The organism is Rhizobium sp. Root708, from assembly GCF_001429725.1.
Lineage (GTDB): Bacteria > Pseudomonadota > Alphaproteobacteria > Rhizobiales > Rhizobiaceae > Rhizobium.
In genome coordinates this window covers 404,408-417,582 of record NZ_LMHV01000012.1, presented here as the reverse complement: position 1 = coordinate 417,582, position 13,175 = coordinate 404,408, and the positions used below count along the sequence as shown (strand labels likewise).

Below are 13,175 nucleotides of genomic sequence, written 5' to 3'. Positions count from 1 at the left end.
TCGAGGAAACGCCTTCTCCCGATAAAAATGAGAGACTTTTGCGCCGTTGAGCCGGTACGAGGCTGAAAATCCAAACGATCAAGAGATGAGGCTCGACGCGCGCCGCATGAGCAGTCGCGTTGCGCTCTCCCTGGTCGTCGCCGTTTTCGCCTATCTCGGCCTGCTGCTCGGCGGCAACTTCGTCATCGGCCCGACGCGCGGCCCGAACTCTGTCTCCTCGTCCAGCAAGGATGGCCAGCCGCTGCAGGTCAGCGTGCGCGATGCCGTCCGCGGTATTCTGGCCGCCGAGCGTAAGGCGACGCCGAAATATGCTCCTTACGATTCCGGCAACGCCGCAGTCGGAGCAATCCCTGGAATTGCGCTCCTTGCGTTCGGGGACCCCACATATCCCGTTGCCTTCCGCCCGCAGCTTCGCGCCGCGGATGGCAAGGCTTACGATTCGCACGGTCCTCCGGCGATCGCGGCATGAATGCGCGCCAATGCGGCGCTTTCCATTGCTTTTAAGACACGCCGCCTGCGCGGGGAGCGCAGGCTCAAGCGTTATCAAGGATAGACAACAACATGCGTAATTCACCATGGCTGGTGTTCACCTATACGGTGATCATTCTCCTCGGCATTCTGATCGCTTTGCCGAACGCACTGCCGCAATCCACCCTCGACCGTCTGCCCTCGTGGTTGCCGCACAACCGGGTTTCGCTTGGTCTCGACCTGCGCGGCGGCTCGCATCTCGTTCTAGAAGTCGACGAGGCGGACCTGACCCGCGAGCGTCTGCAGTCTCTCCTCCAGGATACCCGTCGCGTCCTTCGTGAGAAGAACATCCAGACGAAGTCAGTCGTTCGCAATCAGAACCAGATCGTCGTCACCCTGACCGATCCGGCGCAGAACGACGAGGCCGTCACGCAGCTGAAGACGCTCGGCAACGCCATTGCCACCGGCCTCAGCGCTGGTCAGTCCGATCTTGCTGTGACGACCAGCGGCGGCAATATCCTCGTCGCCTTCTCGCCGGCAGGCATCGCTGCCAACGTCGATTCCGCCGTTCAGCAGAGCCTTGAAGTCATCCGCCAGCGCGTCGACCAGGTGGGCGTTGCCGAACCGACGATCCAGCGTATCGGCGGGAACCGCGTTCTCGTGCAGCTTCCGGGCGCACAGGATCCGTCCCGCCTTCGCCAGCTTCTCGGCTCGACCGCGAAGATGTCATTCCACATGCTCGCTCCGAACAACCAGCCTGGACCGGGCGTGACCATGCTCAAGGACGAGCAGGGCAACAGCTATCCGGTTCTCGATCGCGTCGAAATCTCCGGCGACCGCCTCTCGGATGCCCGCGTCGGCTTCGACCCGAACACGCATGAGCCGGTCGTCAGCTTCCGCTTCGACAGCGCCGGCGCAACGCGCTTCGCCGACATTACCCGCCAGAACGTCGGCAATCCGTTTGCCATCGTCCTCGACGACAAGGTGCTGAGCGCGCCCGTCATCCGGGAACCGATCACCGGCGGCTCCGGCCAGATCTCCGGCAGCTTCTCGGCCGACAGCGCAACGACGCTTGCCGCCATGCTGCGCGCCGGCGCCCTGCCCGCCAAGCTGACTGTCATCGAAGAGCGCACCGTCGGCGCCGACCTCGGCGCGGACGCGATCCGCATGGGTATCTATTCTGGTCTCGTCGGCTTCGTGCTCGTCGCGGTCTTTATCTTCATCCTCTATGGCAAGTGGGGTTTCCTCGCGAACTTCGCGCTGCTGATCCACACGATCCTGACCTTCTCGGCACTGACGCTCGTCGGCGCGACGCTGACGCTGCCAGGTATCGCGGGTGTCGTTCTCGGCATCGGTCTTGCGGTGGACGCGAACGTTCTCATCAACGAGCGCATCCGTGAAGAAACGCGCAAGGGCAAGAGCGCCTTCGCGGCTATCGACACCGGCTTCCGCCGCGCTTACTCGACGATTATCGACGGCAACATGACGGCGCTGATCGCAGCGGCGATCCTGTTCTGGTTCGGCACTGGCCCGGTTCGCGGTTTCGCGGTCACCATGGCGCTCGGCCTGATCATTTCGATGTTCACATCGGTCGCCTTCGTTCGCGTCACGATGATCGAGATCACCCGTCGTCGTAAGCTCAAGGTCCTGAACATCAAGCCGCTGATCCCGATGATGTTCAACCCTTATGGCCGCCACATCCAGTTCATGAAGGCGCGCTTCTTCGGCGTGACGGTTTCGGCGCTCCTGTCGATCGCCTCCGTGGTTCTCTTCCTCCATCCTGGCCTCAACTACGGCGTCGACTTCCGTGGTGGTATCCAGATGTCGGTGAAGACCGCCGAGGCCAGTGATCTCGGCCGCTTCCGCGAAGGCCTGAACAGCCTTGGCCTCGGCGAGGTTTCGCTGCAGTCCTATGGTGACAACAACACCATGGCAGTGCGCGCACAGCGTCAGGACGGCGGTGAGGAAGCACAGACGGCAGCCGTTGAAAAGCTGAAGGCGGAGATCATCAAGATCGACCCGTCGGCAACCGTCACCGGCACCGACGTCATCGGTCCGAAGGTCAGCGGCGAGCTTGCCTGGGCCGGCATCCTGTCGGTCGTGATCGCAAGCTTGGCGATGCTGTTCTACATCTGGTACCGCTTCGAATGGCCATTCGCAGTCGGCGCCATCGTCACGCTCATTCTCGACGTGACCAAGGCGATCGGCTTCTTCGCGCTGACCGGCCTCGACTTCAACCTGACGGCCATCGCCGCCATCCTGACGCTCGTCGGCTACTCCGTGAACGACAAGGTCGTGGTCTATGACCGCATGCGTGAAAACATGCGTCTCTACAAGTCGATGCCGCTGCGCGAAATCATCGACCGGTCGATCAACGAGACGCTGGCACGAAGCCTCTACACCAACGCGACGGCCTTCCTCGCCCTGCTGCCGATGGCTATCTGGGGCGGTAGCGCGGTCTCGAGCTTCGCGATCCCGATGGTCTTCGGCATCCTCGTGGCCGGCGCTTCCTCGATCTTCATCGCTGCACCGATCCTGCTCTTCCTCGGTGACTGGCGTCGCCGCCACGGCAAGGCAGTCGCGGCAACTCAGGCCGACGACGCGGAAATCCTGCCGCCTGAAGCTGGACGCAAGTCCGCGAGCTAAATTCAGGTTGTTACGGTGAAAAAGATGTAGGCGTCGGTTGCAGAACCGGCGCCTACTTTTTATTGTCCGCGGCCTGGGGTTGGAGGATCGAACATGTCGCAGCCGGCATCGAACGAGGAACGGATCAAGCGCTTTCTGGCAATTGCATCGCACGACCTGCAATCGCCGCTGCGACACATTGCGATGTATGCGGAAATCCTGCTGGAAGACCTGGAGAGCTCGATCGATGCCGACCAGGTGAAAAGCCTGCGGACCATCCTCGACAAGGCGCAAGCAGCGCAGAAGCTCACCAAGGCGCTCATGAGCTTTGCAGCGGGGGCGCCGCAAATTGCAGTTTCCGATGTCGAACTTGAGCCGCTGGTGGCCGAGATTTGGCAGGAGTTGGAGCAACGGAGCGCGATGCCGGAGGCGGCGCTGGAGACCGGAGCGCTTCCGACCGTTCGCTCGGATCGATCGATTCTGCGGCTCATTCTGAAGAACGTGATTGCCAATGCTTTGACCCATCACGGCGATGGACCCGTGCGGGTAAGGATTGATGCCGACGTCAGCGGTTCGCAATGCACGATCCGCGTTTCCGACAACGGCCCCGCCATCGATCCTGATCATCGGGACAAGATCTTCGACGCCTTCTGGGCGGCGCCTGTCGAGGGAATAGTGCCAAGTCCAGGACTCGGGCTTGCCGTTGTCCGCGACCTCGCGACCGCACTCGGCGGCGACGCACATCTCGACCACTCCGGCGAACCAGGAAATCGCTTTACGATAACGCTGCCGGGCGCGCGCTAGCTGTTGTAGTCGTCCTTCCAGAATTCGGGCACATCGTAATCGACATATTCGCGGATGATGTGTTGCAGCGTGTCGGCGTCGATCTCGTCCTTGCCCACCCGGAAATCCACTCCGTATTCGGGAAACTGCTGAAAATAGCCGTCCGAGACATCGGTGGAAACCACGCCGATCGGACCGGTGTAGCCGCTGCCGCGCAGCTTGGGCACGGTTTCGCGGAAATCGGAATTCGGCATGAGCCGGTTGTCGAGAAGAATGAGATCAAACTTGACGTCGCCAAGCTTGGTGAGCGCATCGTCCACGGACTGGGCATAGTCGAGGTTGATCTGCGGCTCCGTCTGATCCGCGACCTTCTTCTTCAGCGAGCGAAACTCGATAAACTCGTCGTCGACGAACAGCACATTGACGGCCGATCTCTGCCTGACTGCACGCTTCATGCCGTTCTCTTCCTCAAGAAACCAGACCCATGCGCAAGGCGATCGCGACCATATGCACGCGATTGACCGCATCGAGCTTGCGGACAGCCGCCGCGATATGGGAGTTCACCGTATGCTCCGACAGCCCCAGGATGATGGCGATCTCGGCCGAGGTCTTGCCCTCACTCGTCCATTTGACGACCTCGTTCTCACGCTGGGTCAGGCGGCCTGACATCTCCTGCGCGAGAATCTCTTCGTAGAACTTGCCGAAGATGCGCATCGTATCGAGCAGGATTTCGGCAATCTCGGTTTCCTCTGGCGGTTGTCGCGCACCGCTGAAGGCGACGCAGTAGCGGCGTCCCTCCGGCGTGAACAACGGGATCAGCAGGAAGGAGTTGGTGTCGAATTCGTTCAGCACAAGATCTGTCGGGTAGTTCTCCGGCAGACTGCCTTTGCCGGTCAGCGGTGTCGCCAGAAACTGCGCCGCATTGGTTTTCACCCGGCCAAGCGCCTGGGACAGCGCATAAATAAAGAGGCCCGCCCTCCGCTCCGGGACGTTCGTGATGACCATCTCGCGGGCGCTGAATGGCGGCGACACTTCGGAGACACGGGCCAGCGCAAACGTCTCGAACTGATAGTGGTGCGCCTCGGCTTTCAGCAGGCGAAAGAAATCCGTTCGGTTGATCGCCCGCGCCAGTTCGGGGCCGGTATGAAACGGAATTGCTGCTGCGCTACTCATCCCACCCTACCTGGTTTTATCCAATGACATAGGCTTATCCCAAGATTTGGGGATACCCGTCCTAAATCGGGACAGTTAATAGCATCGACGAGACTATGGAGGAAAGAGATAGGAACGGGGGGCGATCACGAGGGGTCGATACGCCCAGACCAAATCTCACCGAAGTCTTGCATCTTTCCGCATTCAATACCCCTTGTTTGCGGAGGGCGGTGCCAATGTAGGCATCGGAGAGAGCCGACAGCCTGACAGTCAAGGGGTTGGCTGAGTTTGTGGCGGCAAACACGGGGCGATCGGCTCTCTCACTACTTCTTGCTTGGCATGATCTTAGACAGCGGTCGGCGCGTGTCAATCGCGGCTGCAACCGATGCGATATGCCAACAGTTTTTTCACCGTGCGGCTACCGATTTCAGGTCCAGCGGCTTTTCCATGTAAAAATCCGCGCCGGCGGCGATCGCCCGGTCATGGTCTTCCCTGGCATCGGATCCCGAGCAGACACCCAACCGCATCGACTTGAAGCGGGTGTCCGCCCGCAGCCGGGCAATCAGGCCTATTCCGCTCTCCAACGGCATGTAGAGATCCACGATAAGGATATCCGGCAACGGCTTTCCGGCGGCAAGCAGGGCCTCCAGGGCGTCCTGGGCCGCCTGCGTCGTGGAGAAGCAGGTGAGGTCGATATCCAACTGCCATTTGTCGCGCGTATATCTCGCGTAGAACAGATCGTCGCTGCTGTCGTCGACGTAAAGTACTGCTGGCATCGCACCTCGCTTCAACTGCCTTGTCTCAAACTACATCAAGCGAGGCGCTGCCATATGATAGGGATCAAACTCCGGCCGTTTTTGGGTGACGTGTGGAAACTCGCCGGCCGTGGCTATTGGTTATTGCATAATCTCGGCTTCCAACAATAGATACACCAAAAGGTTGGGAGAGCAGTGAAGTGGCTAAGCCGTTCAGCGGCCGAAATACGGGGGCCGCAAGGCTGCAGCACCGCCACCGCCTGACGGTAGCGATTCTCGGCGCCGTCATTCTGTTGCTCGGTGCCTCCGTGGTGAATGGCTGGGTGTGGCAGATCCGGGAGATGCTGACGATTGTGCCCAGCTCATCGGCCATGGCGCTGACGACGGCAATCTGCTTCTCGATCGTCGGCTGCGGGCTGATTTTTTCCGTCCAGCGCGGAGAGCGGTCACAAATGGCAGCTTTCCTGCTGTTTTCGCTTGCGACGGCGCTCAGCGGCACGCGGCTGATCGAACTGGTGTTCATCGGCCATCATGTGCAGATCACCGAGCAGTTCCTGGCAAGCCTGATCGTCGAACCGCATTTCGCGGCCGTGGTCGGCGGCGGTATGGCGCCCAACAGCGCGATCATCCTGTTTATCGCAAGCCTCTCGCTGGCATTGACGCCGCCGGATCGAAGCATCAAGGCGCCGCTGGTCGAGGAACTGATCGGCTATGTGGTGATGGGCCTTGGATTGGCGGCACTCGCCGGGTACGCGGTGGGAGCGGAGTATATCTATCGCTGGGGGCCGAACATCGGCATGGCGGTTCAGACCGCGCTCGGCGTCGTGCTTCTCGGGTTGGCGATGCTGGTACGCTCATGGTGGCTTCAGCCCCATAGCCATGGCGACATGCCGGTCTGGTTCCCGGCCGCCATCTGCATGCTCGGCCTGCTGGTCGATCTCTATACGCCGCTCGGCGTTGCCAGCGGCGTGCTCTATGTCCCGCTGGTTCTCACATCGCTGTGGTTCAGCTCGCGTTCCGCGCCTTTCTCGCTCGCCTTCGCCTGCTCCATCCTGATCCTGCTTGGCTTCTTCGCCATCAACCGCCAGGGTGATGGCTTTGTCTATGAAGCGACGAACCGAGCGATCACCATCACGACCCTGTGGCTGGTCGCGATCTTCATCTCCTACTTCCACCGCAACAGCGCCAACCTGACAGCCGAACGCATCCGCTTCGACAGCGTCACACGCAACACGCCGAACGCCGTCATCACCGCCGACACCGAGGGGCGGATCTCCATGTTCAATCCTGCCGCGGAAGCCATGTTCGGCTACGATGTGGCCGATGTCATGGGAAAGAACGTGAAGATGCTGATGGCGGAACCCTACCGGGCCGAACATGACGGCTACCTCTCGCATCACGCAGAGACCGGAGAAAAGAAGATCATCGGTACGACCCGCACCGTTTTGGGCCGGCGCAGCAACGGAGAGGAATTTCCGCTCGATCTTTCGGTGAGCACGTTTACCACCGGCACGATCGTCACCTATGTCGCCATCCTCCGCGACATCACCGAACGCGTCGCGCACGAAGAGCAGTTGAAGACGATGTTCGGCCAGCTTCAGGCCTACACGGCCGACCTCGAGCGGAGCAACGCCGACCTCGACGAGTTCGCTTACATCGCTTCGCATGACCTGAAGGAGCCGTTGCGCGGGATGCACAACCATTCCCGCTTTCTCCTCGAGGATTACGAAAAGGTGCTCGACGAGGACGGCGTCAGGCGTCTCAACCGCATCGTGCGCCTGAGCCAGCGCATGGAGAAGCTGGTGAACGACCTGCTGTACTTCTCGCGCATCGGCCGCCAGCAGCTCGCGATCAAGCGCACCGACGTCGAAGGGATCATCAAAGACGTGGTTTCGACGATGGAGCTCTACCTTGAGGAACGCCACGCCAAGGTCGTCGTCGAGGGGAAACTGCCTGCTGTCGTCTGCGATGCGCTGCGGCTTACCGAAGTCTACCGCAACCTCATCACCAACGCGGTGAAGTACAATGACAAGCCGGAGCCAGTTGTCACGATCGGTCACCTCGACCAGCTCCGCGACGAAACCGGCCTCGTGACGAAAGACGTCTATTTCGTCCGCGACAACGGCAAGGGCATCCCCAAGGAATTCTACGAAGATATTTTCCGTATTTTCAAACGGCTGGAAAAGTCGCAGGAATCCGATGACGGCACCGGGGCTGGGCTTACCTTTGTTCGCAAGATCATCGCTCGCCACGAGGGCGACATCTGGCTAGAATCCGAAATCGGCCAGGGCACCACCTTCTATTTTACACTCGGTCACAAACGCGAGAACCAGCATGCCGCAGCGTGAGACACAACCGATCCTCATCGTCGAAGACAGCGAGGACGATTTCGAAGCAACCATTCGCGCCTTCAAGCGGGCAAACCTGAAAAACCCGGTGCACTGGGCCTCTTCGGGCTACGAGGCGCTCGAGCTTCTCGAGACGATGCCGCGACCGGGCCTGATCCTGCTCGACCTGAACATGCCGGGGCTCGATGGTCGCAAGACACTGGAGATGATCAAATCGAACGAGAACTGGCGCAAGATTCCGGTCGTCATCCTGACCACATCGGACGATGAACGCGACATCGAGGGTTGCTACGCGCTCGGCGCCAACACCTATGTGCAGAAGCCCGTAGACCTCGACGGTTTGTTTGCGGCCATTCAGCGCTTGAAGGAGTATTGGTTCGAGATTGCCATCCTGCCTTTGGAGGGGTGACGAAGTGGCAGACGACATTCCGGTCCTGATTATCGACGACAATATCGATGACCGCGAATTGTATCGGCGGATGCTCTCGCGCGTGCCAGGTACGCGCTACACGGTCTTCGAGGCGGAGAACGGCGACGAGGGTCTGGCGCTCAACGAGCAAAAACGCCCCGCCTGCATTCTTCTCGATTACTCGCTACCGGGCCGTGACGGCGTCGGCGTGCTGGAAGAAATCCTGAAGCGGGATCCGATGGCAAACATCGTGATGCTGACCGGCCAGGGCAGTGAAACGATCGCCGTCGAAGTCATGAAGGGCGGCGCCCGCGACTACCTGACAAAGGACATGCTCTCTCCGGAGGCGTTGCATCGCTGTATCCAGGGCGCGATCATGCACGGCGAGCTGGAGGAAAAGCTCGAATACAAGCGGCAATCCCTGGAGATTTTCACACGCGCCATGGCGCATGACCTGAAAGAGCCGCTGCGGACCATCAGGTCGTTTTCAAAGCTGTTGCAGGTCTCGCCGACCCTATCGGGCGAGGATCGGGATCTGCTCGACTACGTCCTGAACGCCGCCGGGCACATGGAAGACCTCATCGTGAAGGTCTCGGGCTTCACCAAGCTCGAGGCCTCAAGCGATCTGGAATTGAAACCGGTGCAGCTCTCCTCGGTTCTCGCCCGAGTGGAAAGCAATCTCAGCGAACAGATCGGTAGCCGGAGCGCGACGATCCTGAGACAGACGACGATGCCGGAGGTGATGGGCGACACGACGCTTCTCGTCCAGCTGCTGCAGAACCTCGTCTCCAACGCCATCCACTATTGCGATTCAGGAATGCCGCAGGTGCAGATATCGGCGAGGATCGACGGCGCGATGTGCCGCCTCTCGATCGGCGATAACGGCCCCGGCATCGATCCGGAATATCGCGAACTGATCTTCCAGCCTTTCAAGCGGCTGGTCGGACGCGGTATCGAGGGGACCGGCCTCGGGCTCGCGATCTGCCGCCGTATCGCCCAGCTTCATGGCGGCTCGATATGGTGCGAGCAGAGGAGTGAGCGCGGCAGCGTCTTCATCGTAGAAATCCCGCTCGCATCGCCGGCGGAGCAGCCTTCGTCATCCGCCGCGGAGAGCGGTAAGCCTATTGAGCGCAGCGCCGATCCGGCACGCGTTGCCGAGGTGCTGCTTGTCGAAGATAGTCCAGCCGATGTCCAGATTCTGAAGATCAAGCTGATGAAGCGGGAAAAGGTCGCCTTCAACCTTCACGTCGCGGCCAACGGCCGTGATGCGATGCGGCTGCTGGAGGAGCGGCTGGCCGACCACCATGCGCCGTCGGTCGATCTGATGCTGCTCGACATCAACATGCCGATCATGGACGGCTTCGAGGTTCTGAGCGCCTTGTCGGCGGATCGCCGGCTGCGCGATATCCCGGTCTGTATTCTCAGTACGTCCAGCGACGAGGACGACATGGAACGCGCCAAGGCGCTCGGCGCATGTGCCTATATGGTCAAGCCGCCGACACTGCAGCAGCTCGAGCTCGCGATCGAAAACGTCGACACGCTCGATTTGCAGCCAAACGGCGATGCCCTAGTTCTATGTGCAGAACGTTCACAGCAACCTCCACAATCGGCAGCATGACGCTTATATCGACCCTACTACTGGCACTCATCCTTTCTCCCATGCAATCCGGACTGCATTCCATGGTCTCTGGTATCCATCACGTTACCCTCATCACCCGCAAAGTTCAGGCAAACGTCGACTTCTATGCCGGCTTTCTCGGAATGAGGCTGGTCAAGCAGACCGCCGGATTCGAAGACGCATCGCAGCTGCACCTCTTTTATGGGGATGCGCTCGGCACCCCCGGCTCGCTGGTCACTTTCCTCGTCTGGGAAGATGGATCGCAAGGACGGGCGGGGCATGGCCAGCTCAGCGAGCTGTCGCTGGCGATCGATCCGGCGAGCATCGGCTACTGGCTGACCCGGGCCATGAGCTTCGGCTTCCGTACCGAAGGTCCGGCAGATGAATTCGGCGAGCCCGTGCTTCGGCTGAAGGATCCCGACAACATCATCGTCAAGCTTGCCGGTACGCGGCAGGTCGTCTCGCCAGCGGTGTGGGATGGCGCCGGCGTCCCCGTCGAGCACGCAATCCAGCGCGTCCGTGGCGCGACCATGTTGACGGAGCAGCCGGCCGAGACCCGCGCCTTCATCGAGGGCCATTTCGGTTATCGCTTTGCCGCCAACCAAGGCAACATCGATCGCCTGACCTCCGAGACCGGAGACATCATCGACGTGCGCAATGCGAAGGGATTCTGGGCGGGAGCGCCCGGAACCGGAACCTTCGACCATGTTGCCTTCCGGGCCGCCAATGACGAGGTTCTCGTCGGCGTGCACAATGCTCTGGAAAAGGACGGTATCCACACCACCACCATGCATGACCGGAAATATTTCCGGTCGCTCTATGTGCGCGAACCCGGTGGCTCGTTGATCGAACTGGCAAGCGACAAGCCCGGCATGACGGTCGACGAGCCGGAAGCAACGCTCGGGAGCAAGCTTTTCCTCCCCAAGGACCCGATCACCGACCTCAACGACCTGAAGGTCGCCTTGCCGCAGTTCTCCATGCCCGGTGAGCCGCGCGTCAACTATCGCGACCTGCCTTTCGTTCATCGCTTCTACATGCCGCCGGACCCTGATGGCAGCGTCCTCGTCCTCATGCACGGATCAGGGGGCAACGAAACGACGCTGATGCCGCTTCTCCACAAGGTGGCACCGCGCGCAACGCTGCTTGGCGTCCGCGGGCGAGCGACCGAAGAGGGTATTCCGCGCTGGTACAAGCGAATCACCCCATTCTCCTTCGATCAGCAGGACATCAAGAACGAGGCCGAAGCCTTCGCTTCCTTCATCGAAGGGGCGGTCAAATCCTACGGCCTAGATCCGAACAAGCTTGTTTACGTCGGCTATTCGAATGGCGCCAACTTGCTGAATTCACTGCTCTACCTGCATCCAAACCTTGTCCATAAAGCCGTGCTCCTGCGCTCGATGCCGGTGCTGACGTCATTCCCGACGGCGGATCTCAAAGGCACAGACCTGCTGGTGATCAGCGGCAAGACGGATGCCTACGGGAAATATGCGAGCGAGCTGGAGAATCGGCTGAAGAAATCCGGCGCCACCGTCGATTCGAGCATTCTTCCCACCGGTCACGAGCTCGGGGATTCAGACGTTCCGGTCATTCGCAAATGGCTTGACGGCGGCATTCAGTGAGATGAACGCGCGAAATCGCCGAAGTTTGTCGGCGATTTCCTGTCATTGCGAGCGCTGATTGCGCGTTGCGAAACGAAAACATCTTCGACAATTCTTGAGATGTCGGCCGCTAAGCTTGAAAGCCACATGGCCGTAGCCGCATTTTCAGCCGATTGCAGCGCAGCGTAGCATAGGCAAGTATCGCCACGACCGCCGCGACTTGCGATGAAGCAAAACATCGCGTCAACGAGAACAACGCCTCTCTTCCGATATTTATATTTCCGATATTTTATCTTCATCCGTGATCGTCGCGACCTTTATTGGAACAGTCGATCCGCATTCTGTTCGGCATCAATATATCGGCTAGAAATCACCACATTCTTTTGTTTTTTCAACGCCATGTACTATTTTGCTGCAACGCAAAATGCTCCTTGTCGAACGCGGATGTGCGCCCTATCCTCCGCTTCGACATCGATCGCAGAAGGGGAAATTGCATGCCTCCTCAGCCCGTGGACATCAGCCTGATCATCTCTTCGAGAAATCGGGCATATGGACTGACGAACTGCCTGGATGCCATTTCTGTCGCGGCGCGCCAGGCAAGCTATTTGCGGCTGGAGCTCGTTTTCGTCGACAACGGCTCTACCGATTCCACCTCCGACGTCGTTCGCGAGTGGGCTCTAAATGCACCGCTGAAGACGACGCTCATTTACGAGGCAACGCCCGGCCTTGCGGTCGCGCGCAATAGCGGAATGGGCGCCGCGACAGGTCGCGTGCTCGCCTTTACCGACGACGACTGCGAAGTGTTCCCCGATTATTTCAGCAGCATCGCCGCCCTATTCGCGGCCGATCGGGAACCCGTCATGCGCGGCGGACGAATCGAGCTTGGCGATGCCAGGGATTTGCCTGTCACCATCAAGCCGGAGCTGGAGCCGGCGGTGCTTACCAGCGATCTGCATGCCGGCGGCTTCATCCACGGCGCCAACATGGCCTTTCCCCGCGCCGTGGCCGACAAGGTCGGGTTTTTCGATTCGCGTTTCGGCGCGGGTTCCCCCTTCCGCTCCGGTGAGGATACCGATTACGTCCACCGCGCATTCAACGCCGGGATACGGGTCGAGTATCTGCCGGACTTTGCCGTCAAGCATTTCCACGGGCGCCGGGAACTCGGCGACGTCAAGAAGCTGCAGAGCGGCTATGCCTTCGGCAACGGCGCGCTCTATGCGAAATATCTGTTCGACCGCCAGTCGAACATGCGGGGCATGCTTCGATGGGATATCCGGCAGGCCGTGCTGGAAGCTATCGGCAAACGCAAACTTGATGGTGAACTCGGCCTGACCTATCGCAGCCAGCTGCGCGACAATCTGGTTGGGATGATCGCTTACTGGCGCAGCCCACGAACACAGAAACCCGCCTGACAGACCC

Annotated in this window: 11 protein-coding genes; 8 read left to right on the top strand and 3 right to left on the bottom strand. The window is 60.2% G+C overall.

Going from position 1 to position 13,175, the window contains the following annotated elements; genetic code table 11:
- Positions 1 to 85: 85 nt before the first annotated feature.
- The 3 genes from ASE04_RS12505 to ASE04_RS12495 all read left to right on the top strand — a co-directional run bounded on the left by ASE04_RS12505 (position 86) and on the right by ASE04_RS12495 (position 3,897).
- Positions 86 to 469 (top strand): hypothetical protein, encoded by a 384-nt coding sequence (locus ASE04_RS12505; RefSeq protein ID WP_056817552.1) that lies wholly within the window; start codon positions 86 to 88, stop codon positions 467 to 469.
- 92 nt (positions 470 to 561) lie between these two features.
- On the top strand, positions 562 to 3,114 hold the full coding sequence (gene secD, locus ASE04_RS12500) for a protein translocase subunit SecD (RefSeq protein WP_056817550.1): 2,553 nt from the start codon (positions 562 to 564) through the stop codon (positions 3,112 to 3,114).
- Between the two features lie 93 nt (positions 3,115 to 3,207).
- Complete coding sequence (locus tag ASE04_RS12495) at positions 3,208 to 3,897, top strand: sensor histidine kinase (protein WP_056817548.1); 690 nt, start codon at positions 3,208 to 3,210, stop codon at positions 3,895 to 3,897.
- Here the strand turns inward: ASE04_RS12495 and ASE04_RS12490 are convergent.
- The 3 genes from ASE04_RS12490 to ASE04_RS12480 form a co-directional block, all read right to left on the bottom strand.
- Positions 3,894 to 4,331 carry a response regulator gene (locus ASE04_RS12490; RefSeq protein WP_056817546.1) on the bottom strand — a complete coding sequence of 146 codons (438 nt, stop codon included), beginning with the start codon at positions 4,329 to 4,331 and terminating at the stop codon, positions 3,894 to 3,896. The two genes, ASE04_RS12495 and ASE04_RS12490, sit on opposite strands and share 4 nt — an antisense overlap.
- Positions 4,332 to 4,344: 13 nt before the next feature.
- Entirely contained in the window at positions 4,345 to 5,049 is a 705-nt protein-coding gene (locus tag ASE04_RS12485) for a response regulator transcription factor (RefSeq protein ID WP_056817544.1), read from the bottom strand.
- 386 nt (positions 5,050 to 5,435) lie between these two features.
- On the bottom strand, positions 5,436 to 5,804 hold the full coding sequence (locus ASE04_RS12480) for a response regulator (protein ID WP_056817539.1): 369 nt from the start codon (positions 5,802 to 5,804) through the stop codon (positions 5,436 to 5,438).
- Positions 5,805 to 5,983: 179 nt separating this feature from the next.
- Between ASE04_RS12480 and ASE04_RS12475 the strand changes: the two genes are divergently transcribed.
- The 5 genes from ASE04_RS12475 (at position 5,984) to ASE04_RS12450 (ending at position 13,168) form a co-directional block, all read left to right on the top strand.
- Positions 5,984 to 8,131 (top strand): PAS domain S-box protein, encoded by a 2,148-nt coding sequence (locus ASE04_RS12475; protein ID WP_443216860.1) that lies wholly within the window; start codon positions 5,984 to 5,986, stop codon positions 8,129 to 8,131.
- Positions 8,118 to 8,540, top strand: a complete 423-nt coding sequence (locus tag ASE04_RS12470; protein WP_056817532.1) for a response regulator — start codon at positions 8,118 to 8,120, stop codon at positions 8,538 to 8,540. Before ASE04_RS12475 ends, ASE04_RS12470 begins: the two co-directional genes overlap by 14 nt.
- Before the next feature lie 4 nt (positions 8,541 to 8,544).
- On the top strand, positions 8,545 to 10,158 hold the full coding sequence (locus ASE04_RS12465; RefSeq protein ID WP_056817530.1) for a response regulator: 1,614 nt from the start codon (positions 8,545 to 8,547) through the stop codon (positions 10,156 to 10,158).
- A gap of 62 nt (positions 10,159 to 10,220) precedes the next feature.
- Positions 10,221 to 11,777: a VOC family protein gene (locus ASE04_RS12460; RefSeq protein ID WP_443216859.1), complete on the top strand. Its 1,557-nt coding sequence runs from the start codon at positions 10,221 to 10,223 to the stop codon at positions 11,775 to 11,777.
- A gap of 473 nt (positions 11,778 to 12,250) precedes the next feature.
- The gene (locus tag ASE04_RS12450; RefSeq protein ID WP_056817519.1) at positions 12,251 to 13,168 is read left to right on the top strand and encodes a glycosyltransferase family 2 protein; all 918 of its coding nucleotides are present in this window, start codon (positions 12,251 to 12,253) and stop codon (positions 13,166 to 13,168) included.
- The last annotated feature ends 7 nt before the right edge of the window (positions 13,169 to 13,175 follow it).

Bases quoted from the DNA above. Each gene is read 5' to 3' on its own strand.
- ASE04_RS12505 (WP_056817552.1), top strand. From the start codon at position 86: ATGAGGCTCGACGCGCGCCGCATGAGCAGTCGCGTTGCGCTCTCCCTG.
- secD (WP_056817550.1), top strand. From the start codon at position 562: ATGCGTAATTCACCATGGCTGGTGTTCACCTATACGGTGATCATTCTC.
- ASE04_RS12495 (WP_056817548.1), top strand. From the start codon at position 3,208: ATGTCGCAGCCGGCATCGAACGAGGAACGGATCAAGCGCTTTCTGGCA.
- ASE04_RS12490 (WP_056817546.1), bottom strand. From the start codon at position 4,331: ATGAAGCGTGCAGTCAGGCAGAGATCGGCCGTCAATGTGCTGTTCGTC.
- ASE04_RS12485 (WP_056817544.1), bottom strand. From the start codon at position 5,049: ATGAGTAGCGCAGCAGCAATTCCGTTTCATACCGGCCCCGAACTGGCG.
- ASE04_RS12480 (WP_056817539.1), bottom strand. From the start codon at position 5,804: ATGCCAGCAGTACTTTACGTCGACGACAGCAGCGACGATCTGTTCTAC.
- ASE04_RS12470 (WP_056817532.1), top strand. From the start codon at position 8,118: ATGCCGCAGCGTGAGACACAACCGATCCTCATCGTCGAAGACAGCGAG.
- ASE04_RS12460 (WP_443216859.1), top strand. From the start codon at position 10,221: ATGGTCTCTGGTATCCATCACGTTACCCTCATCACCCGCAAAGTTCAG.
- ASE04_RS12450 (WP_056817519.1), top strand. From the start codon at position 12,251: ATGCCTCCTCAGCCCGTGGACATCAGCCTGATCATCTCTTCGAGAAAT.